This is a genomic window from Paenibacillus phoenicis (assembly GCF_034718895.1).
In the GTDB taxonomy this organism is placed as follows: domain Bacteria; phylum Bacillota; class Bacilli; order Paenibacillales; family Paenibacillaceae; genus Fontibacillus; species Fontibacillus phoenicis.
In genome coordinates, this window is sequence record NZ_JAYERP010000001.1 from 2,319,558 (window position 1) to 2,338,755 (window position 19,198).

Sequence of the window (19,198 nt, forward strand, 5' to 3'; positions counted from 1 at the left end):
ATTCGTTGTCATAAGATCACCTGATTCTATTTTTTCATCAAAACTTGTTCAGATCAAATTCAATAAATATGCATTATTTTCCTCCATTAGCAAACACTACATCACAACTCGGTAAAGGAGGCATAAGTTTATGTGTCAACGGTTTTCCATGGCGGCCGAGCTGCCGGAGGTTCAGGAGCATTTTCAGATCGGACGAGTCATGTGTTATTATAAAAACCGCTTTAACATCAGCCCCACACAACCCACGCCGGTAGTGCTTCAGCAGGACGGGGAGCGGGTACTCGACGAGTTCCGCTGGGGGCTCGTTCCTTATTGGGGAAAAGATGCGGTGAATGCCGATCTGCGAAACGTCCACCAAAATCCGACGTACCGTCGGCTCATCAGCACACAGCGTTGCGTGATCCCCTGCAATGGCTTTTATTATTGGAAGAAGGACGGCAAGAAGGAATACCCCGTGCGCGTAGTGCTGAAAAACCGCGGCATCTTTGGTGTCGCCGGCCTGTACGAAATTTGGCGGGATACACGCGGCGAGCCGCTCCGCACCTGTACCCTCGTCATGACGGAGGCTAATCCATTGATCGGGGAGTTCGAGAGCCGGATGCCGGCGATTTTGTCCCCTGGGGACATGACCCGGTGGCTTGATGAAGAAATTAATGATCTCGACGCGCTGGACCCGATCCTGCGACCGCATGCAGCGGAGGAGATGCAGGCCTACCCTGTAACGCCGCTGATCGACAACAACCGGTATGATTCCGATGAATGCATCCGGGAGATGGATTTAGAGTTAGCTTGGGTGAAGCGTTAAGCAGTTAGAGTCAACCTAGAAAAACGCAAAAATAGCTCTTGGACGATCGCGTCCAAGAGCTTTGGCTTAATGATACCTGCCGTAGTATCGCTCGCTTTTGGGGTTGTCAATCCTTCTCCATCCTTCGTAAGTGGCAGTGTGACCGGAATCACCTTGATAAGAAATATAGGGATTTGGAGGAGCGGGGGCCGACTTCGTGGTGAACCTGCCGGATCGTTTCCTAGAGGAATCGATCAACTACTGCGGTTCACGCTCCGGTGCAGAGGGCAGCAAATTCGCCGCCGCTGGCCTGACCCATATTTTTGGCCGAATCGTCAGCCGTTCCATGGCGGAAGGACTATTTGAGTGCGGAGGGACGCTTGCTAATTGACAAGCTGAATCCGGTGATCTATGCCGGGGACGGAGTCCACAAGGGGTTCCGGTTTTTGCAGGAGAGCTGACTGCGCGGCGGGGACTGGCCACAATTCTTCATGCGAAAAAAGCTGCTTCTTCACTTCTATAGCGAGGGAGCAGCTTTTTCTATATTCACTCTATGAGCCAACGCCGCAGCACGTTCGCGTGATTATACACCGGGTCCTTGGCGGCATACAGCAAGGTGACCGGGCGTTCGCGCGCGATTTCGCGGATGCGGTCCGCCAGCACGGCGCATTCCGGGCTGCTGTTCAATTCCCGCAGATAGCTGGCGCTAAAATCCGCATACCGCTCCATCCGGTGTGCGAATTCTTTGCGCAGCTCCGGACTCGGGGCAATAGTTCCTTCAGCCGCCGCATCGCCAGGCGGAGGAAGTCACTGTTCGTGTCTGACGTGTCCGCCCCCATCCCGGCGTACCGCCCCAGCTCCGTGCGATTCGGCGTCATGTAGTCGATGCAGCCATAAAGCTCCTGCGGAAGTTCCCGAGCCGGGGCGGGGTTCAAAATCACCTTCTTGCCCAGCGATTTAGCGATCCGCGCTGCGTAGAACACCGTTTCCACCGGGATTTCCAGCTGGAGCAGCACGATATCGGCCTCCTTCAGCTTGTCCAGGTGCTGATCGATATCCGCCGGAGTCACCTGGTCATTGGCCCCGGGAACAACCAGGATACTGTTGTCACCATCAGCGACGTAAATCGAAGCAACGCCCGTTGCCGTATCGGCCAGCCGCTTGACGCCGCTGACATCAATGCCTTCCTTGCGCAGGGCGGCCAGCAAATCGTCACCAAAGGCATCCGCCCTTATCTTAGTTTCTGCCCTCAAATCCGGAACAGCCGATGCCTCTCTCCATTTGATCCGTTGTCCGGGTCCTTTTCCACCATTATCCCCTTCAGTCAGGGGTTCCTGCAACCTTATGATCTAAATCTGCGTTTTTGCATCATTATGTATCTGAATCAGGTTGATGTTGATACCACTCATTCGATCGAATCGATGAACTAAAGAACAGCCTAAACGAAGCATCCCCTTACCCCTAACCCAGGTATTCTGAACAAACGGGATAATGGTTGAAAAGAGGGCGCCAGCGATCAACAGGTATACTAAAATGCACAGCAAACAAACAACCGGGACCCTAAGGCCCCGGTCGGCATGTAGACTATAAAAACTGCACCCGCTTATTTAAAGCACCGCGCGGAACCATAAACGCCTGGGCCCGCTTGAACCCGACCGGTGCTCCGCGCACAATGGTCAGCGCTTTGTAGTATTCGATGAAGGGGAAGCCGGACGTTTCACCGCGCGCATAGGCGTACACGTTCATCGCTTTTACCCAGGTTTCATAGGCTTCTTCCGGGATATCCACGAACACCTCTGGCTGGAAGTCATACGGGTCCTCCCAGTTGTCGGTATAATAGAGCGGGCCGGAGTAGTGATTCGGCAGCGCCCGCTCTATCGTTTTCAGCGCCGCATAGAACCGGGCATCCTCAACGATGTAGTGCGTGTTCGCATGATCCTTATGCATCGAGCCTTTCCAGTGCGTGATGAGCAGCGTGGGCTTCACTTCGCGAATCACGTCTGCAACCTGGTATTTAACCTCTTCGTCGACCGGCAGCTCCGCATCCTTATAGGCGAGAAACCGTACGTCCGCCCCAACGATCTCGGCGAATCTGTGCGCCTCTTCGATTTTTTGCTTCGCATAATCGTCCGGGGACAGCTTGGGATGCCCCTTCTCTCCTGGCGTCAAGTGCAGGAAAGTCGCTTTATGTCCCGCCTGTACGTATTTTGCGATAACGGCCCCCGCTGTTAAATCCATATCTCCGGCATGCCCGCCGATGGCCAATATATGTTGTGGTTTATCCATTTCCATGATCCGGAATCTCCCTTCAAGTTGTAGTATTGTTGGCAATCAAAATATCCGCCACGCCTATTCTTTCAACCCAGAGTTCATCATGCCGCGGACGTAATATTTTTGCAGAATGATAAACACGATGAGGATCGGCACCGTCGAGATGACAAGTCCTGCCATCAGAAGCGGTTGGGTCAACGTCGGATCCAGGTGGTCCTTCAGCATTTGCACCCCAACGGGCAAGACCGCCAGCTCGGGATTTACTGAGTTAATGATCAATGCCCAAATGAACTCGTTCCACTGCCCAATAAATTCAAAGATCGCCAGAGTGGCTAACGCAGGCCCGGTCATCGGCATAATGAGCCGGAAATAAATACGGAACTCCGATGCACCGTCAATACGAGCGGCTTCCAGGTACGCGTTGTTGATCGTCATAATGAACTGCCGCATCAGGAATATGCCGTACGCGCTAACCGCAAAGGGGAGAATCAAGGACAGGATCGACGTCGTCATCCCGCCTACGCCCCCGTTGCCAAAGAGATCATTACCGCCTACCAATGGAAAATGCGTCATAATATAAAAGTTCGGGATAAAGAACAGAAAGCTCGGAATCATCATCGTCGACAAAATAAACCGAAAGATCCCATCCCGTCCGCGAAACCGCAGCTTCGTGAGTGCGTACGCCGCCATCGAGCTTGTCAGCAGCACCAAAACGGTGGTGATGACGGATTTGAGCAGGCTGTTTTTGAACAACAAAGCGATGTTCAGAGATTCAAACGCCAATTTATAGTTGCCAAACTGGAACGTCTCCGGCAAAAAGCGGTAGTACAGGCTGTTATACTCCGCCGGCCCCTTAAACGAGCTAAAGATCATATCCAGGAAAGGGAACAGCATCGCGATGGAGCCGATGACGATGATTGTAAAGGAAACCCAAGGCTTTTTTCTCCGTCGCATTAGTAGCTCTCCACCCCTCCCTGTTTAAAAAACCGCATCTGGATCGCCGTAATGATCATGATGCATACAAACAACACAAACGCCATGGCGCTGGCAAGTCCCCAGTTACCAAAGGAGAACGCCTGCTTATACATTTCCAAACCTGCTACGTTGGTGGCATCGCCCGGACCTCCGGTGCGCGTCATGACCATGGTTAGCGTAAACGACTGTAGTCCGCCGATAAACGAGGTGATCAATACGAAGGTGATGGATGGTTTAAGCAGCGGCAGCGTGATCCCAAGAAACACCTTCCACAAACTTCCCCCTTCCAGATCCGCAGCCTCATAGTAGTCCTCCGGGATCGCCTTGAGCCCGGCCGACAGGATCAGCATCGAACTGCCGATCCCGAGCCAGCCTCCAACGACAATGACCGACGTCAGCGCGGTGTTGGGGTCTTGCAGAAAGTTTTGCCGAGGGATGCCCACCCAGGTGAACAGCTCGTTGATCAACCCATTTGTCGGGTTGTACAAGTACAGCCAGATGTTGCCGATGGCGACAACCGTCGTGACCGATGGCAGAAAGTACAGCGTTCGCCATAGTCCCTCCCAGCGCAGACGGGTGATGAAATAGGCGACTGCCAATGCACAGACAAACGAAATCGCCACCGTACCAAACGCAAACGTAAACGTATTGGTTAAGATCGGATGCAAAAAGTTCGAATTCGCTGAAAACAATGTGCGGTAATTGGCCAAACCTACCCACCGGATCGACGCGAGGTCGAAGCCGCCCCATTCCGTAAAGCTGAGGAACAGAGAGAAGAAAAACGGGATCACCAGGAAGATCGCGTAAAACACGAACACCGGCGTCAGGAACAAATAACCAACCAAGCCTTCACGATATGCTAAACCCATCTTCTGTCTCATCAGCCGGTCCCCTTATTGTCCCAGCTTCGCCTGGATATCCCTCTGGGCATTTGCGAGCACTTCTTCCTTCGTGGCTTTGCCTGCCCACATGTTTTCAATCTGCTTATACAAAATGTCCTGGATTTCCGAAGCGGTGGCCGGGCTTTGTTCAGGATTCGCGTATTGCAGCGCATCGGAGAACGTTTTGGCGATCGGGTCGGCGGCCAGCTTGTCTTGGATCGTTTGTGAGGCGAGATCGGTTTTGCGCGCTGGTACCGTATTAAAGCCTTCGATCAAGAAGTTTCCTTCCGGCGTCATCCCATTCTTCACCTCAACCGAGTTAAACCACTTGAGGAACTTCCAGGCGGCTTCCTGATGCTTCGACTTGGAGTTTACGCCCCAAGCCCAGGTATACGCCAAGGAGCCCTGAGTTTGACCGTCCGGTGAAGGCAGCGGGGCTGCACCTACGTCGACGAAGCTGTCTTTCATGAGCGTTTTCAAGGAACCCGCCCACCAGCCGGCCTCAATCGTCATCGCCACTTGACCGGCGCCAAACGCCTTGGTCGTCTCGAACCCGATGTCGGAGATCCCGTTACTTCCGTAAACCTTCGAATAAAGATCGATCGTTTGCTTTGCAGCCTCACTGTCGAGATTCGGCTTGCTTAAATCCTCGCTTAACAACGTGCCTCCGGCGGTAGCCAGCAGCCCCATAAATGGCTGTACCACTTTACCGGCATAACCTCGCAAGAAGCCGAACCCTTGTACCGTGGTTTTGCCGTCCTTGTCTTTTTGCTCGATGGCAGTAGCCATTTGCAGCAGTTCATCCCACGTTTTCGGCGGCTGGTCAAAGCCTGCTTCCTTCAGCAGCCGCTTGTTGTAAAACAGACCATAGGCCTGCACCTCGGTCGGATAACCGAAGATTTGCCCGTCGATCGTTGCTGCAGCCACGGCGGATTCTGGGTAATTCACTCTGATGTCAGCCGCGATATCCTCAGGTGCCGGGGCCAATACCTTATTTTTGGATAACTGTCCGCCCCATAAGGTGTACGTATGGACGATGTCAGCCACCTGACCGGCTGTCTGCTTGGTCATCATTGTGCTGAGCAGCTGGTCAAATTCGACCGGAGTCAGCTTCACTTGGATGTCGGGATTTTCTTTGTTCCATTGTTCGATGTAAGGTTTGAGGAGGTTCTCGTTTTCACCGGTATAATGCGAAAGCAAGGTGAGGGTCACTTTCGAGGAGGAACTTGCGTTGTTGCCGGAAGAACAGGCGGTCATGCCAATGGCGCAGACGATCGTTAAAAGCCAAATGAACGTTTTATTCACGCTTCTCCCTCCCAGGATAGGACTTAGGATCGTATTTGCTTGTTGCTGTTCTGTTTTTACCGCAGCACGGATGAGGTGTTTATGCGAAGGTCTTTACCATGATGTCGAAGGTTCTTGTAACCGAAAAACCTGTTTGTTTGTACAGATACCCTGCCGGGCTCTGCTCGCCGGTCCAGAGAAACCAGGCTCCGTGCAGCCCATGGGCACGCATGGTGTGAAGGCAGTGATGAAGCAGAATTTTGCCGATGCCCCGGCCGCGTTGATCCGGATGAACGCCAAACGGTCCAAACCGTTCGCGAACTCCTTCGTACCCGCCAAACAAGCAGAAGCCGACAAGCCGGCCGCGCTCGCGGGCCACCATAATTTGCTCCAGCGGCAACCCCTGAAGAATGCCCTCACGGATTGCCCGAGCCCAGTCCGGATTAAACAATTCCAGATTAAAGCGGATCAATTCCGTCAAATCGGCATCCTGTGCCGTGCGAAAGGTATAACCTTCCTCCTCCCTTTGCCGCTTCAGCGCTTCGACCTCGGCCGGAGTTTCATAGCCCACCAGGCTGTAATCCATCGCAACGGCGGAGTATTGCTTGGTAAAGCCGTTTTTTTGTAAAAATGCCGCCCCTTTCGGGTAGCCTGCTGCGTCAATGCCAGGCACGATGTAATTGGGAGCGTAGGAAGCGAAGAACAGCTTAGTGCGGCCGTGCTCGCGCAAGAAGCGTTCAGCTTCAAGCAGCAGCCGGCTGCCCACGCCCTGCCGTTCGAACTTGGGATCCACGAAGAAAAATGGAATCCAGCCGTTCTCCGGCTCCAGCTCTGTGCCGCTCATCGGAAGCAGCCGCCGCACCGCGTAGACGCAGCCGACTAACCGATCCGTCTCGTCAAAGGCGAAGCGCAGGCCTTCCGGATCAAAGTTGGCGTCCAGCAGCACCAGATTCCGGAACCGCTTCGCCGTCACCGGGTCGAGGAGCAGCACGCGGTTCCAAAGCTCGACCAGCTTCGCTTCGTCGCCAGGCCGGTACCCCCGGGTTGCGATTTGTCCCATGATGGATCTCCTCCTGTTCTCTATCGTTGAACTTGTTGAACAACTTCTTCGCGGCCAACTGGCCCTGTTGCCACAGCTGCTATGCATCGGCAATCGCTGCGGCAGCTGTGTTGTGGAACTTGGCGCGCAAGCCGGCTACGGATCGATCCCTCCCGTAATGGACGCGATTGGTCAGCAGGACGCAGGCCAGCTCCCTTTGGGGATCGATATAGAGGCTGGTGCCGGTGAACCCGGTGTGGCCGTAGGCCACCGGGGAGAGCAGGTCGCCGGCGGCGTCAAACGGGTCGCCGCGCAGCACCCAGCCGAGGCCGCGGCGGCCGCCCGGCACGCCGTCCGTGCACGGCCGCGTCGCGGCTTCCACCGCCGCGGCCGAGAGCACCCGCCGGCCGGCGGCGGCACTGTAGCCGCGGCCGAGCCACAGCTCCGCGTACGATGCCAAATCGTCCGCGGTGGCAAACAGGCCGGCGTGCCCGCTGACGCCGGCCAGGGCCCGGGCGTTCTCGTCGTGGACGACGACGGGAACGCCCGCGGGGCCCGAGCCGACCGCCGTGCCGGGCTCGGCGGTCGAGGCGAGACGCCGGCGCAACTCCGGCGCCGGCGCCGTGAGGTAGCCGCTGGACGCGAGGCCCAGCGGCGAGAACAGCTCCGCTGACGCCAGCTCCGGCAGCGGGCGTCCCGCCACCTTGGCGATGATCTCGCCAAGCAAAATATAGCCCAGGTCGCTATACACCACCCTAGCGCCCGGGGCTGCCTCCGGCGGAGCCTGGCAAATGAAATCCACAATCTCCCCCCGGCTGAAGCCGTAGGAGTGCAGATCGTAGAATGGTGCCAGGCCCGCCGTATGCGTGAGCAGATGCCGGAGCGTCATCTGCTCTACCCCCGTCCCTGACCGCCGCTTCGCTTCCGCGGCGGCCAGGGACGGCAAGTACAACGCTGCCGGATCATCCAGCCGCAGCTGCCCGCGTTCGGCCTGCAGCAAGGTCAGCGGCAGCGTCACCACGATCTTCGTCAGCGAGGCGCAGTCGAAGATCGTCTCAAACGAGACCGGCGTCTTCCCGGTGTCGTCGTCCACGGCGTTACCGCAGGCGAAGCGAATTCGCCTGCCGCGCCGGGACACGACCGCAACTCCGCCGGGAATCTCCCCTGCGCTCACCGCTTCGCGCAGCGTATTCCCGATCCACGGAACTCGATCCGGGTCCAGTCCCATCGCTTCCGCCGCTTCCGCAGCCTCGAGCCAATTCACTTCGCTCATCTGCAACCCTCCTTGGCCTTACTTAAATCAGCTGATAGTTTTGCTCTTAGGGCAATTATAAAGACGTTGAAATTTTATTTCAATAAGAAAATATATTTTGAAATTTAATTCCGCAAAATTGTCCAATACTTCTGTTAAATCAACAATTTTCGCCACGTTTTTCTCACATCAACTTAACGCAAAAAGCCAGAGTCTTCGCATCCGAAATGCGATAACTCTGGCTTGCTGAAACAGCTAAAACTTACATAGAGGACTTCTGACTTAAGCTTGATGCGGAGCCGAGGCTTTTGCCGCTTGCACCGCACCTTCCTCGCCGCCTTCCTTGGCAGTTTGGGGTGTTGGTTCCTGGTTCGTGGACCGAAGCGGCAGCTCACGAAGGAAGAAGACCAGCACGAAGGCCACAACCAACACCAACGTACCTGTAAAGAATACGGTAGACAACGTAGTTCCCAAGGCATCACGGATGCCTTGGATCATCTGTGCAAACAGCGGCTGTGCATCAGCCGGCAAACTTGCTTGCGTTTGCTCCAGCAGCGGCTTGTTCATCAACGTCTGCGGATTAGCGAAGGCCGTCATTCGCTGAACCAATTGCGGATCCATCTGGCTCATATCCGGTGCAGACGAGGATTGCAGCGCCTCTTTCAGGTTTTTCGTCAAGTTGTTGGACATGACCGTCCCCATCACGGCGATCCCAATCGTACCGCCAAGGTTACGGAACAGCTGCGTCGATGCAGTAACAACGCCAAGCTCTTTATGCGGCACGGCATTTTGCGTGGCCAGCGAGAATACCGGCATCCCGACACCCAAGCCTAAACCAAATACGATCATACTAAGAATGGCAACCGGTACGCTGTTCATGAAGATCATGATGACCATCCCTGCGATCATGATCGGAATACCAAACAAGGCAAACTGTTTGTATTTCCCTTTCTTGGCGATTAACTGACCAGTGATGGCGCTCGCGACAACCATGACGATAGACATCGGCATCGTAACGTAGCCGGCATAAGTCGGCGAAATGCCCAACACGCCCTGTACGAAGAACGACAAGTAAATCAGGGCGCCCATCATTCCGAAGTTCATAATAAAACCGATAATATTCGAAATCGTCACCACATCGTTTTTAAACAAGTGCAGCGGCAAAATCGGATTTTTCGCCTTCGATTCCACGAACACGAAGATCAAACCAGACACGACTGTGGCCACCAGCAAACCGATGATTTGCGTCGAACCCCAAGCGTAGGTCGTTCCCGCCCAAGAGAAGGCCAACAGCAGCGGCACAATTGTTGTCGTCATAAACAACGAGCCTACATAGTCGATACTTTGAGATCTGCCGCGTTCCATCTTTGGAAATAGCGACAAAATCATGATAAATGCTACGATGCCCAGCGGCAGGAAGATCCAGAACAGCCAGTGCCAATCCATGTGATCGACGAGGTAACCGCCCAAGGTTGGGCCAAGTACGCTCGAAAAGCCAAAAATCGCGGTCATCAGACCCATCCATTTCCCGCGCTCCCGCGGCGGGAACAAGTCACCTACAGCCGTAAAGGCCGTCGACTGGATAATCCCGGCGCCGATCCCTTGAATCCCCCGGTAAGCGATGAACTGGAACACGTCCGAAGACGTCCCCGTCATAAAAGCGCCCACCATAAACAGCAGAATCCCAATCAACAGGAACGGCTTCCGCCCGTACATATCGGACAGCTTGCCGACCAGGACGGTAGCAATTGTGGACGTCAGCAAGTAAATATTGATCGTCCAAGTATAATAGTCCATGCCGTCCAGAATCGAAATAATTCGCGGCATGGCTGTGCTCACGATCGTCTGGTTGATGGCGGCGAAGAACATCGCGGCCATGATAGCGATCATGATCGAAACTTTGCGTTTAAGTGATAAATGTTCCATGTAGTTTCTCCATCTCCGTTATGATTTATTTTCTATATTTGCAAGCACCACGCCAAGAATTCGCCGCAAATGCTGTAAATCTTCCTCATGCAGCTGATCAAAAATCCCCTCGAGCATCTCCTTCTGCCGTTCGGTGATCTGGTTGATGATTTCCCTCCCCCGATCGGTAATCGAGATGTTTACAACCCGGCGGTCGTTCTCCCCGCGTTCGCGGTTCACATACCCCTCCGTAACCAGCCGGTCCGTAATTCCCGTGATTGCTGCCGAGGTAATCCCCAAGCTCTCTGCGATCTGCGATACGGTATGCGTACCGGAGGTGTGCAGCATGTAGAGCATTTTATATTGCGGAAAACTAAGGTTAAACTCACCCCCGCGTTTGTTCCACTCCTGCGTGATCGCCTTGAACAGCGTTCGAAACATCGAGGTGACTTCGAACAGCTCTTCTTTTTTCACCAACGTTTCTCTCCTCCTTCCTGCCTTGAGCCGTTCGATTAATTTAACAATTTAATTAATTTACTACTTAAATATTTCAGCGGTTAATAATATACTCCTTAATAAATCCCCCGTCAAGCACCCGGCTCAACGAACTTTTTGACAGCGGAAAATGCGGCCCTGGTTATCCCCCTCCACTTTTGCTGCTCAATGCGGGCTTCCCGCTCCTTTTCCCCCTTATCCCCTTTTTTCGAGCCTCTTTTACACCATTATCCCTTTCGTTCAGAAATAGGTGATTAAATCATCCGACCTTTATAGGAGATGAATTCATCCAACCTTTTTAGAGTAGATAGAACAAGATGGAGAGTTGGAATATTTTTCTTGATTTACGAACAGGTGTTTGGTATAATGATAACAAAGGGAACATATGTTCATATTCGTTGAGTTAGAGGGATTTAAATTGGAGGGATCGGGCATGGGTTTTTATACGAATGCAGAGCTTCAATCTATCAGTAGCCGTTTTCAAAGTGAAGCCGACTGCATCGAGGCGATCATCGCTATGAAGTGGCCAAACGGATTTGTTTGCCCGCGCTGCGCTTATACCGAATGCACCCGCCTGTCCTCCCGACGACTTCCTTTGTTTGAGTGCAGAAGATGCGGCTATCAAGCCTCGCCTTTGGTCGGCACCATTTTTGAAAGAACCCATCTGCCTTTGGTGAAGTGGTTCCAAGCCATGGAGCTGTTTCTGCTTCCCGACGGCATCTCGGCGCTGCGGTTGAGTCAGGTAATCCAAGTTACCTACAAGACCGCTTGGCTCATGCTGCACAAAATCCGCCATACCCTCGGTGAATGTGATGCCCGGGAACTGCTCTCTGGAGAGGTAAAGGTGAACCGCGATCAGTATGGGACGGACACCAACCGCTTTCATCCAGCTTCTCAACCTTATGCCACCGCAGTCGTCGCCGGCTGCACGGTCACGGAGTCTGGTGAGCCCGAGCGAGTGAAGATCCAACTGATACCGCATAAAAGAGGAGGCGAGCAATGGGCTACCCGGCGCGATCTCGCGGAGTTCATCAACAAGCATGTAGACGTCCATACCTCAACCAAGCGGTGGTTCCCTTTCGTTCATCGGATGTATCTGCCCCTACGGAGAGTTGTGAGAGAAGCGAGGGACTCTATCAGACGCACGTATGTTGCCTTGGGGATAACGCATTTGCAGGCGTATTTGAATGAGTACACCGTCCGCCGTTACCTGCGCATGACCTTTTCCGAGGAAGAAATGCGCCAGGACCTGCTGCAGATGTGCCTGTCCATTCCAGCGATCCCTTACCGCCAGTTAATCGCACATCACCAGAACCCGTCCATTGCAGCTGCAGCTTAATGCAAGGGCTGAACAACAGGCAAGGGATAAATCTGTATTCAAATCTATATTAAAATATGTGCTCGAATCTGTATTTGGATATGTATTGTAATATATATTCATGATACATGTATATAATCTATACCAATTTCTATTACCAAATACATATCCAAATATGCAACCACATCAATATCTACATCTGCACCTTCAACAATATCTATAACTATGCATACATTTATGCCTATGCCTATATCTATATCTATATCCATATCCATGTCCATGTCCATGTCTATATCTTGCCTGTGTCTGTGTCTATGTCTATGTCTATGTCTATGTCTATCTTTACTTCTAATTCTGTTTCTAATTCTGTTTCTGTTTATGTTTCTACTTCCGTTTGTATTACTCTTTCTTTACTCTTTCAATTTTTGCTTACTGTTACTCTTTCTCTTTCTTCAACACCTGATGCAACGGGATAATCCTTCAAAAGGGGGGATCGGATAGACGACCTACCCCCGTAACCGTAAAAAACCGCTCACCCAGCCACTAGGCCAGGGAACGGTTCTTTACTACGACTGATCCAGTCCCTATTCTTCTTCCTTAAATACCGGCTGGATCGTCAACTCGAAATCGAACGACTTCTCGGCAAAACGGTAAGGCTCTGCCAGCTGCGGGCCGCAGGAGCCGGAACCGGCGCCGCTCATTTGGTAATCGAGCGTGACGATCGTTTCGGGGCGGCGCTTGAGTTCGTACGTATGTTGCGCTGCCGTCAGGTCCTCGGCGGTGTAATGCAAAGCCTGGAACGAGAACGGCTGTGCCGCTGTGAATTTCAGTCCCATGCCTTGAATGGTGGATGCGATTGCCCAATCCGTACCGTAGCGAGAACCGGTTTCCTGCGGCATGACGTAGTTCTCGAACATGTCGTCCACCGACAGCAAATACTTGCCTTTCCGTACACTCGCCCGTTTGTCGATGTAGCTCTCATGCGGACCGTAGCCGTAATATTCGATCTCCTCGGTCCCCTTCGGCATCGTCAGCTCGAGACCAAAGCGCGGTAAGAAAGGAAGATTCTCGCGCGCTTCGGCATGAACCTTCAGTTGGATCTCGCCCGTGACCCCAACCGTCCATACGGCGCTGCCGCGCACGAACGGTTCGAAGGTGTAGCTGGCGAGCGAGAAGTCGACGATGATTTCGACCGAAGCGTCCGGCTTTTGCTCCCAGTGACTCCCGTACACCTTCATCGCGGCATGGTCGAGTCCTGCCGCTTCCCATTCCTTGCGGATGTGCATATCGTTATCCATCGGGGCCCGCCAGATGTTAAACCGGGCCTGACTAGCGAGCAACGGTACGCCGTGCTTCGACACCTGCTTCGGCATCCCTTTCTTCAGGTCAAAGACATGCTCGAAATCAAACCCACGCACCGTGAGCAAGCCGTCCTGTTCATCCGCCGTCATAAAGGTAGCGTATTCTTCACTTTGCCGTTGCTCTTGGGCCAACGCTGCCTTGGCCCCCGGCAATTCAAATTGATAAAAGGCGATTTCGTACCCTTCCTCCGCCCAAGGTGTGTCCAGCTGCTGCCGGACCGAGCAGGTTAAGGTGAGCGGTCCCGACCCCTCCTGCGCCAGCGTCAGATCATAGGGAAGAGAGAGAATCTCCGTCTCACCCGGTGCGGCGGCTAGCGGGCCTGACCGCCCTTGCTGCAGCACTTCTCCTTCCCGCTCCAGCTTCCAACTGACCGCCAGATGTGACAGGCTGCTAAAATCATAACGGTTCAGCACGCGGAACCGGCCTTGAACCGCATCCTCCGCCTCGATCAGCACCGGCGCAATAACCTGCTTTAATTCCAGCAGCCCAGTGTGCGGCCGGCGATCCGGGAAGACCAAGCCGTCGATACAGAAGTTCCCGTCGTTTGGCTGATCACCGAAATCGCCGCCATACGCATAATAACGTTGTCCGTCCGGCGTCTCCGCGGCAATGCCGTGATCGCACCATTCCCAGACACAGCCGCCCATCAGCTTCGGATAGCGATAAATCACGTTCCAGTAATCCTGCAAATCGCCCGGTCCGTTACCCATGGCATGGCTATACTCGCAGAGGAACAGCGGTTTGGAACTGTTCTCATCGAGCGCATACCGCTCGATCTCCTTTACCGAGGGGTACATGCGGCTGTCCATATCAAGGCAGGACGTATCCGAATCGCTGTAATACCGGGGATCCGCTCCTTCGTAATGCACCGGACGTGAGGCATCCCGCGCTTTCGTCCACTCCGCCATGGCTATATGGTTGGCCCCATATCCGGATTCATTACCCATGGACCAGATGATGACGGAGGCGTGGTTTTTGTCCCGCTCGACCATGCGAACAGCCCGTTCCACGAACGCTTCCTTCCAATCCGGGTTGTTCGACAGCTTATGGAAGACACCCGCTTCGAGCTCGCCCGTTCTGGTCACGCCATGGCACTCCAGATCCGCTTCATCAATGATGTAAAACCCGTATTCATCACAGAGATCGAGAAACTTCGGGTCATTCGGATAATGCGAGGTCCGGATCGTGTTAATGTTATGCCGCTTCATGAGCTTGAGGTCTGTAATCATATGGTTCACCGGAATCGTCTGCCCCAGCTCCGGATGGGAATCGTGGCGGTTAACCCCTTTCAGCTTCACGGCGCGGCCGTTGATGCGGAAGATGCCGCCTGTGATCTCCACCTTTTTGAAGCCGACCCGAAAGCGCAGCACTTCTTGACCGGCTGTCAAAACCAGCTCGTACAGCCGGGGTTGCTCAGCGTTCCACAGCTGTGGCTGCGGCACGTCCAGCTCAATCGCCCCTTTGCCGTCGATTTGTGCCTCATGACGTCCGATCAGCTTGCCCGCCGGATCCCGCAATTCCGCTTGCACCGTCAGGCTGCCCGTCGTTTCGATCTCCGACCGCAGCTTGCCTTCGGATAGGTCGGAAGGCAGCAGCGGTTGATTAAACACGTCACGGATGTGTGTATTATCTCGGGACAGTAAATAGACATCGCGATAAATTCCGGAAAACCGCCAGACATCCTGGTCCTCCAAATAAGTGCCGGCGCACCATTTCAACACCAGCACGGCGAGACGGTTGCGGCCTGCAGCTACAAACGGCGTGAGATCAAACTCCGCCGGAATCCGGCTGCCTTGGCTGTAACCAACGAAATGACCGTTCACCCACAAGTAAAAGCAAGCGTTCACCCCTTCAAATACGATCCGCGTCTGCCTCTTCATCCACGCTTCAGGCAAATTGAAATCCCTTACATATGTACCCGCAGGATTGTCGTCCGGCACAAACGGCGGATCGTAAGGAATCGGATAGTTGACGTTCGTATAATGTAACTGATCATAGCCGTTCGTTTGCCAGCAGGAAGGCACGATCAGATCGTCCCAAGCGCTCACATCCGTATCCGTCTCAAAGAAATGGTTGTCTACCTCGCGAACGCTGCGATGATAGCGGAATTTCCAGCTTCCGTTTAACGTTTGATAATGCGGTGAGCGCCCGCGTTTTCCCGTTCGGGCTGTCTCGACGCTCCCATACGGAATATAGGAGGCGCGGGCCGGCAGCCGGCCGATGTGCAGACACGATAAATTTTCCCATTCACGGTTCAGTTCCACCTAATTCACACTCCCCAAACGATTTGCTCTCATTATAGAGGTGGGATATAATCGGGCGGAAGCCACAAATCGGACAAACCACCAGACAAAATGGACAAATTGGAGGAACTCCCCATGGACCTGCTTCCGCTCAGAAGTAATTTAACCCCTTCCCGCAACGAGCTTCTGCCGTTATCCGTTTATACAGTTGGTACGGAAATTCAGCCTCCGCTCACGCGGATGAAGGGATTCTCGGCGCATCAGCTGTTCTTGACGATCTCCGGGACAGGGCAGTTTCGCCGGCTTTATGTTAACAAGGACAAATGGGACATTCTTCGCCCCGGCCAATTACTCTACATCCCCGCCGGCTGCGCTCATGAATATATGCCTTACGGGGAGGAGCCCTGGTTCGTCGGGTATGTCACATTGCTGGAAAACTTCGGCGAGGTGCTAAGCCATTGGGGCTTTGGGGATGCCCCTCGGCTGCTGCAGCTCTCGGACGTCTCGTTATTTACGGATCGCCTGCTTGCCATCTGGCAGCTGTCCGGCAACGAGCATGACCCTTGGCGAACGACCGAGCTGCTGTATTCGTTGTTTCTAGCCATCCTCAAGGATACGTCAGGCCAAACGAGCGTAGAGGCCGATTCAGGCGTCCCAGTGGTACCGCCCGCCGCTCCCCCCGCCTCATACCGGGCGTCGGTTGTAGATGTTGCGATTCGCTTCCTGCATGACCACTTGAATCGGCCGATCACCATCGCCGGACTGGCAGGCCACGTCGGCTACTCGCAGAAGCAGCTGACCCGGCTCTTCCGGCAAGCGATGGGGTTAACGCCGCTGCAATACCTTCATCAGATCCGGCTGAAAACAGCCCGGCACCTATTGATGGATCATCCCGACATGACGATCCGTCAAGCCGCGGCTTATGTCGGCTTAGAGCCGGTTTATTTCGCCCGGCTTTACAAGCGCGAGTTCGGCCGGCTGCCGTCGGAGGAGCTTCGCGGAAGGGAAAGCGGCTGATGACCGCTCCGGGCGCGAACCCCTTCCTATGGCGCGGAATGCAGCAGATGCTGGGCGATAAATTCTGGCCACGCCGCGCGCATTTCCGCGGTTTCCATATGACCGCCGCCGGTGATGACGGTTTGCCAATGGTTGGGCTTTCCAGCGGCTCCATAGGCTTCACGTAAGCCTTGATCAAGCAGCTGTACCCCTTCAAATGGGCATAACCGGTCGTTGCGGCCAACCAGGCTGAGACGGGGGCGGGGAACGATGAGCTTTTGAATATCGAGGGTCGTAAAATGCTTCAGCAGCCCGGGTACGTAGTAATAAAACCCGTGATGTTCCAGACCGCGCCGCGCAATCAATGTTTCTGCATCAACCTGCCCGCAGAGGTCAACGACGACGCCCACCCGTTCGTCGAGCGCTGCCAGCCACCACGCCATCAGCCCTCCCATGGACATGCCGATCGTGCCGATACGCGAAGGATCGATGTCTTCCCGGGTACACAGATAGTCGATCAGCCGATAATTATCGTAAATCATCATGCCCCATAACGATCGTCCGGTCCACAACATTTCTTTTACAAGCTCGCCTTCGGTCTTGCCGCTGCGCTCATGAAAGCCCCACATATCTATGCTGCATACCGCGCAGCCTAGGCCGGTCAGCACCTTGGCAAAAGACGGTTCTTGAAGATAACCGCTGCTGCGAATCAACTCCTTGCGGCCGTTCCCGTAATTTCCGCCGTGGGAGTGATTAAACACGACAAGCGGGTAAGGTCCCTCCCCTTCCTGCGGCTTAGCGAAATATGCCGGTACCGGCTCCAGCCCGTTTAAATCCAGCAGCAAGGTCTCCAGCTCATATCCGTCCAACGCCTCCCGCTTTAATAACCGGGCGGAAACCGGTCTTTCAAAGGACGGCAACTCCCCAAGCGCCTCCCATAGCTTTGATCGCTGCTCCTCAACGTGCATATCCGCTCATCCTCTCCGTTTATTTTACCGATAATTATAGCGCTTACATTTAACTTGGGGCAAATTTTATTTTCACGTGTGCATTGCTTGTTTTTCTTGACTTTTTTAGATATCTGGGAATAGAATGAAAACGTGAAAAACTTGCGAATTCCTGCGGAAGTTGAGGTTCTATGATTACGATTAAAGACATTGCCCGCGTGGCCGGTGTGTCCCACACCACGGTGTCCCGGGCGTTAAACGGGAGCCCGCTGATTAAGCCGGAGACGCGGGCGAAAATCGAAAAAATCGCCGCCGAAATGAATTATGTTCCGAATGTCAGCGCCAAAAGTCTGGTGATGAAGAAGACGTATACGATCGGTTTGTTCTTCTCCAGCATCGATCAAGGCACGTCGGCCAGCTTCCTCGTGGATGCGATTAAGGGCATTCACCATGCGCTGGATGAAAACTACAGTCTTACTGTGCACGGGATCGACGGCATCCGCCATTTGGAGGGCATTTCGCCGCACCGCTTCGATGGTATCCTAGTCATGAGCCAAAGCGATGCCGACAATGCGTTTATTTACCATGTGAAGCAGGCGGGCATCCCGCTCGTTGTCCTAAACCGCTATCTGGACGATCCCGGCATCGTGAACGTCGTTGCCAATGATCGGGAAGGGGTGCGGGAAGCGATCAACTATGCGATCGCCCAAGGCCATCGGCGGCTGGCCATCATGGAAGGCAAAGCAGGCTTTCGGTCTGCGGCTGAACGGAAGCAAGGCTTCCTGGAAAGCTTACTCACCCATGGTCTTGCCCTTCCCGCTGAATATCAAGTTGCCGGAGATTACAGCATCGACAGCGGGTACCGGATGATGAACGCGCTGCTGGATCTGAAGGAGCCGCCAACGCTGGTGTTTTGCGCGAACGACGATATGGCGATCGGGGCGATGAACGCCTGCTTCGCCCGGGGCGTGAACGTGCCCAATCAGGTGTCGCTGATCGGGTTCGACGATATCGTGTTCGCAGGTTACACGAATCCAGCCTTGACGACCATCCGCAAGCCGGTTGCTGATATCAGCGAACTGGGAACCCGCAAGCTGATCGAGCTGATGCAACCCCCGAGTACAGAATCATCGGATAAGGAACAACCAACAGAACCACCTGGCGAGACCCTGTTCGTCCCAACGACGCTGGTGATCCGTCAGTCCGTGGCCAAGATCTCTTGATTTGAACTGTAGCGCTGAATTATGCTTATCGTCTGCAAGCCGCTATGGGTTGCTTCTGTTAGCCGCTAAGGGTTCGCTTCGTCCCGCACTTCGACAGCTTCTCAAGCTTGTCCTGGTCCTTTCCGGCAAGCCAGGCAGCTCGCCATACTCCAAAATGTTCACGTGTGCAAATACCTAACTTCTCTTAATCTCCTATCAGCATCTAAAACAAGGAGGCGAAAAA

General features: G+C 54.1%; 18 protein-coding genes. 5 read left to right on the plus strand and 13 right to left on the minus strand.

Annotated elements, in window-relative coordinates:
• Positions 1-130: 130 nt before the first annotated feature.
• Positions 131-805, plus strand: coding sequence for an SOS response-associated peptidase (locus U9M73_RS10890; RefSeq protein WP_323077279.1), 675 nt, complete (start codon positions 131-133; stop codon positions 803-805).
• Positions 806-1,001: 196 nt separating this feature from the next.
• A complete protein-coding gene (locus tag U9M73_RS10895; protein WP_323077281.1) occupies positions 1,002-1,175 on the plus strand; it encodes a hypothetical protein in 174 nt (57 codons plus the stop codon).
• Positions 1,176-1,330: 155 nt separating this feature from the next.
• Here the strand turns inward: U9M73_RS10895 and U9M73_RS10900 are convergent, their stop codons facing one another.
• From U9M73_RS10900 to U9M73_RS10945, 10 genes are all read right to left on the minus strand, one after another.
• The gene (locus U9M73_RS10900; RefSeq protein WP_323077282.1) at positions 1,331-1,513 is read right to left on the minus strand and encodes a DUF488 family protein, N3 subclade; all 183 of its coding nucleotides are present in this window, start codon (positions 1,511-1,513) and stop codon (positions 1,331-1,333) included.
• Complete coding sequence (locus tag U9M73_RS10905; RefSeq protein WP_323077284.1) at positions 1,468-2,037, minus strand: PfkB family carbohydrate kinase; 570 nt, start codon at positions 2,035-2,037, stop codon at positions 1,468-1,470. The genes U9M73_RS10900 and U9M73_RS10905 overlap by 46 nt, the downstream gene beginning before the upstream one ends.
• A gap of 331 nt (positions 2,038-2,368) precedes the next feature.
• Entirely contained in the window at positions 2,369-3,076 is a 708-nt protein-coding gene (locus U9M73_RS10910) for a PIG-L deacetylase family protein (RefSeq protein WP_028540032.1), read from the minus strand.
• A 57-nt stretch (positions 3,077-3,133) separates the two neighbouring features.
• Entirely contained in the window at positions 3,134-4,009 is an 876-nt protein-coding gene (locus U9M73_RS10915) for a carbohydrate ABC transporter permease (protein WP_009224316.1), read from the minus strand.
• A complete protein-coding gene (locus tag U9M73_RS10920; protein WP_198136173.1) occupies positions 4,009-4,911 on the minus strand; it encodes a carbohydrate ABC transporter permease in 903 nt (300 codons plus the stop codon). The genes U9M73_RS10915 and U9M73_RS10920 overlap by 1 nt, the downstream gene beginning before the upstream one ends.
• A 12-nt stretch (positions 4,912-4,923) precedes the next feature.
• Positions 4,924-6,216 carry an ABC transporter substrate-binding protein gene (locus U9M73_RS10925; protein ID WP_009224318.1) on the minus strand — a complete coding sequence of 431 codons (1,293 nt, stop codon included), beginning with the start codon at positions 6,214-6,216 and terminating at the stop codon, positions 4,924-4,926.
• 79 nt (positions 6,217-6,295) lie between these two features.
• Entirely contained in the window at positions 6,296-7,255 is a 960-nt protein-coding gene (locus U9M73_RS10930) for a GNAT family N-acetyltransferase (RefSeq protein WP_323077287.1), read from the minus strand.
• A gap of 79 nt (positions 7,256-7,334) precedes the next feature.
• Positions 7,335-8,507, minus strand: coding sequence for a serine hydrolase domain-containing protein (locus U9M73_RS10935; RefSeq protein WP_323077288.1), 1,173 nt, complete (start codon positions 8,505-8,507; stop codon positions 7,335-7,337).
• Positions 8,508-8,768: 261 nt separating this feature from the next.
• Positions 8,769-10,412 (minus strand): MDR family MFS transporter, encoded by a 1,644-nt coding sequence (locus tag U9M73_RS10940; protein ID WP_323077289.1) that lies wholly within the window; start codon positions 10,410-10,412, stop codon positions 8,769-8,771.
• A gap of 18 nt (positions 10,413-10,430) precedes the next feature.
• Positions 10,431-10,868: a MarR family winged helix-turn-helix transcriptional regulator gene (locus U9M73_RS10945; RefSeq protein ID WP_009224322.1), complete on the minus strand. Its 438-nt coding sequence runs from the start codon at positions 10,866-10,868 to the stop codon at positions 10,431-10,433.
• Positions 10,869-11,319: 451 nt separating this feature from the next.
• Between U9M73_RS10945 and U9M73_RS10950 the strand changes: the two genes are divergently transcribed.
• Positions 11,320-12,225: an IS1595 family transposase gene (locus tag U9M73_RS10950; protein ID WP_323077290.1), complete on the plus strand. Its 906-nt coding sequence runs from the start codon at positions 11,320-11,322 to the stop codon at positions 12,223-12,225.
• 98 nt (positions 12,226-12,323) lie between these two features.
• Here the strand turns inward: U9M73_RS10950 and U9M73_RS10955 are convergent, their stop codons facing one another.
• A complete protein-coding gene (locus tag U9M73_RS10955) occupies positions 12,324-12,491 on the minus strand; it encodes a hypothetical protein (RefSeq protein ID WP_323077291.1) in 168 nt (55 codons plus the stop codon).
• A gap of 297 nt (positions 12,492-12,788) precedes the next feature.
• On the minus strand, positions 12,789-15,830 hold the full coding sequence (locus U9M73_RS10960; protein WP_323077292.1) for a glycoside hydrolase family 2 TIM barrel-domain containing protein: 3,042 nt from the start codon (positions 15,828-15,830) through the stop codon (positions 12,789-12,791).
• Positions 15,831-15,944: 114 nt separating this feature from the next.
• On the opposite strand from U9M73_RS10960, the gene U9M73_RS10965 reads away from it, so the two are divergent.
• The gene (locus U9M73_RS10965; protein WP_009224326.1) at positions 15,945-16,826 is read left to right on the plus strand and encodes an AraC family transcriptional regulator; all 882 of its coding nucleotides are present in this window, start codon (positions 15,945-15,947) and stop codon (positions 16,824-16,826) included.
• Between the two features lie 26 nt (positions 16,827-16,852).
• Here U9M73_RS10965 and U9M73_RS10970 read toward each other — a convergent pair whose 3' ends face one another.
• Positions 16,853-17,773 carry a dienelactone hydrolase family protein gene (locus U9M73_RS10970; RefSeq protein WP_009224327.1) on the minus strand — a complete coding sequence of 307 codons (921 nt, stop codon included), beginning with the start codon at positions 17,771-17,773 and terminating at the stop codon, positions 16,853-16,855.
• A gap of 170 nt (positions 17,774-17,943) precedes the next feature.
• Here U9M73_RS10970 and U9M73_RS10975 point away from each other — a divergent pair, with 170 nt between their 5' ends.
• Entirely contained in the window at positions 17,944-18,975 is a 1,032-nt protein-coding gene (locus U9M73_RS10975; protein WP_323077294.1) for a LacI family DNA-binding transcriptional regulator, read from the plus strand.
• Positions 18,976-19,198: the final 223 nt, after the last annotated feature.

Excerpts from the sequence above, each read along its gene's own strand:
- U9M73_RS10890 (WP_323077279.1), top strand. The coding sequence starts at position 131 with ATGTGTCAACGGTTTTCCATGGCGGCCGAGCTGCCGGAGGTTCAGGAG.
- U9M73_RS10900 (WP_323077282.1), bottom strand. The coding sequence starts at position 1,513 with ATGGAGCGGTATGCGGATTTTAGCGCCAGCTATCTGCGGGAATTGAAC.
- U9M73_RS10910 (WP_028540032.1), bottom strand. The coding sequence starts at position 3,076 with ATGGAAATGGATAAACCACAACATATATTGGCCATCGGCGGGCATGCC.
- U9M73_RS10915 (WP_009224316.1), bottom strand. The coding sequence starts at position 4,009 with ATGCGACGGAGAAAAAAGCCTTGGGTTTCCTTTACAATCATCGTCATC.
- U9M73_RS10920 (WP_198136173.1), bottom strand. The coding sequence starts at position 4,911 with ATGAGACAGAAGATGGGTTTAGCATATCGTGAAGGCTTGGTTGGTTAT.
- U9M73_RS10930 (WP_323077287.1), bottom strand. The coding sequence starts at position 7,255 with ATGGGACAAATCGCAACCCGGGGGTACCGGCCTGGCGACGAAGCGAAG.
- U9M73_RS10935 (WP_323077288.1), bottom strand. The coding sequence starts at position 8,507 with ATGAGCGAAGTGAATTGGCTCGAGGCTGCGGAAGCGGCGGAAGCGATG.
- U9M73_RS10940 (WP_323077289.1), bottom strand. The coding sequence starts at position 10,412 with ATGGAACATTTATCACTTAAACGCAAAGTTTCGATCATGATCGCTATC.
- U9M73_RS10950 (WP_323077290.1), top strand. The coding sequence starts at position 11,320 with ATGGGTTTTTATACGAATGCAGAGCTTCAATCTATCAGTAGCCGTTTT.
- U9M73_RS10955 (WP_323077291.1), bottom strand. The coding sequence starts at position 12,491 with ATGGACATGGACATGGATATGGATATAGATATAGATATAGGCATAGGC.
- U9M73_RS10965 (WP_009224326.1), top strand. The coding sequence starts at position 15,945 with ATGGACCTGCTTCCGCTCAGAAGTAATTTAACCCCTTCCCGCAACGAG.
- U9M73_RS10970 (WP_009224327.1), bottom strand. The coding sequence starts at position 17,773 with ATGCACGTTGAGGAGCAGCGATCAAAGCTATGGGAGGCGCTTGGGGAG.
- U9M73_RS10975 (WP_323077294.1), top strand. The coding sequence starts at position 17,944 with ATGATTACGATTAAAGACATTGCCCGCGTGGCCGGTGTGTCCCACACC.